The organism is Thiohalocapsa sp., from assembly GCF_019695415.1.
Lineage (GTDB): Bacteria > Pseudomonadota > Gammaproteobacteria > Chromatiales > Chromatiaceae > Thiohalocapsa.
Window position 1 is genome coordinate 1 of the sequence record NZ_JAIFKJ010000657.1, and the last position, 2,332, is coordinate 2,332.

2 protein-coding genes are annotated in these 2,332 nt (G+C 62.9%); both read left to right on the plus strand.

Annotated elements, in window-relative coordinates; translation table 11 throughout:
• On the plus strand, positions 1-1,568 hold a 1,568-nt coding region (gene nuoL, locus I6U14_RS17925; RefSeq protein WP_296901207.1), incomplete at its 5' end, for an NADH-quinone oxidoreductase subunit L.
• 28 nt (positions 1,569-1,596) lie between these two features.
• The coding region (locus I6U14_RS17930; RefSeq protein ID WP_296901209.1) for a NuoM family protein at positions 1,597-2,332 on the plus strand (736 nt) is incomplete at its 3' end.

Sequence of the window (2,332 nt, forward strand, 5' to 3'; positions counted from 1 at the left end):
TGGTGATGTCGAACAACTTCATGCAGTTGTTCTTCGGCTGGGAGGCGGTGGGCCTGGTGTCCTATCTGCTCATCGGTTTCTGGTCCACGCGCGAGTCGGCCATCTTCGCCAACCTCAAGGCCTTCCTCGTGAACCGCGTCGGCGACTTCGGCTTCATCCTGGGCATCGCCGCCGTCGGCATGTATTTCGGCTCCATGGACTATGCGGAGGTGTTCGCCAAGGCGCCGGAGCTGGCGGACACCCAGGTGGCCGTCTTCGGCGGCGTATCGCTGATGACACTGGTGTGCATCCTGCTCTTCATCGGCGCCATGGGTAAGTCGGCACAGGTGCCGCTGCATGTCTGGCTGCCGGATTCCATGGAAGGCCCGACGCCCATCTCGGCGCTGATCCACGCCGCCACCATGGTCACCGCCGGCATCTTCATGGTGGCGCGGATGTCACCGCTTTTCGAGCTTTCGGCCACGGCTCTGTCGTTCGTGCTGTTGGTGGGGGCCATCACGGCCTTCTTCATGGGCCTGATCGGCCTGGTGCAGAACGACATCAAGCGGGTGGTGGCCTATTCCACGCTCTCGCAGCTCGGCTACATGACCGCCGCGCTGGGCGCGTCGGCCTACGCCGCCGGCATCTTCCACCTGATGACCCACGCGTTCTTCAAGGCGCTTCTGTTCCTCGCCGCCGGGTCCGTGATCATTGCCATGCATCATGATCAGGACATCCGCAACATGGGCGGGCTTCGCAAGTACATGCCCATCACCTGGGCGACGGCGCTCATCGGCTCGCTGGCGCTCATCGCCTTTCCGGGCTTCTCCGGCTTCTTCTCCAAGGATGCCATCATCGAGGCCGTCGGCGACTCGCATGTCTTTGGCGCCGGCATCGCCTGGCTGCTGCTCACCGTCGGCGCCTTCGTCACGGCGCTCTACAGCTTCCGGATGTACTATCTGGTATTCCACGGTAAGCCGCGCATGGACGAGCACACCCGCTCACACCTGCATGAGACGCCCTGGGTGGTGACGGTGCCGCTGATTGCGCTGGCGGTGCCCTCCATTGCCATCGGCTGGATGACCGTCGAGCCCTTGCTGGTCAACAACTGGTTGGGGGATGCCATCTACGTCAAGCCCGAGCACGATTCCCTGCACCACCTGGCCGAGCACTGGCACGGGCAGGTGGCCTTCATCCTGCATGGCATGGGCGCGCTACCGTTCTGGTTGTCGATGGGCGGGCTGGTGCTGGCGACAGTGGTGTGGCTCGTGCTGCACAAGCGCAATCCGGACATCGATGCCGAGATTCAGGCGAAGGGCGGCTGGCTGACCCGGGTGCTTCAGGACAAGTACGGCTTCGACGACTTCAACCAGAAGGTGTTCGCCGGCGGTGGGCTGGACATCGGCCGGTTCCTCTGGAAGGCCGGGGACCGCACGCTCATCGACGGTGCAGTGGTCAACGGCTCGGCGCGCATGGTGGGCTATCTGGCAGGCGTGATGCGCCACCTGCAGACCGGCTACCTCTACCACTACGCCATCGCGATGATCGTCGGCCTGGTGGCGCTGCTGACGCTGTTCGTCGCCTTCTGAATCATAACGAGCAAGGAGTCACCCCCGGATGCTGCCCCAATTCCCCTGGCTGACGCTCGTCATCTGGCTGCCCATCATCGGCGGCCTGGCGGTCATCGCCAACGGCGACAAGAACGCCGAGCAGACCAAGCGAATGGCCCTCGGCGTGGCCGTGGCGACCTTCGTTGCAAGCCTGCCGCTTTGGCTGCTGTTCGAGCCCGGGACCGCCGCCATGCAATTCGTGGAGCGCGCGGACTGGATCCCGGCCATCAAGGTCCAGTATTACCTTGGCGTCGACGGCATCTCCATGCCGCTGATTTTACTGACCACCTTCGTGACGATTTTCGTCATCATCGCCGGCTGGGAGGTGGTCACCTATCGCCCGTCCTATTACATGGGCGCCTTCCTGATTATGGAAGGCATCATGGTCGGCGTCTTTTCGGCCCTGGACGCCATCCTGTTCTATTTCTTCTGGGAGGCGATGCTGATCCCGATGTTCATCATCATCGGGGTCTGGGGTGGCCCGAACCGGGTCTACGCGACCATCAAGTTCTTTCTCTACACGTTCTTTGGCTCGGTATTCATGTTGGTGGCGCTCATCTACATGTATTTCCAGGCCGACAGCTTCAGCATCCCGGATTTCCACGGCCTGCAGCTCGGCATGACGGCGCAGGTGCTGATCTTCTTCGCCTTCCTCATCGCCTTCGCGGTCAAGGTGCCCATGTTTCCCGTGCACACCTGGCTGCCGGATGCGCACGTGGAGGCGCCCACCGGCGGCTCGGTGA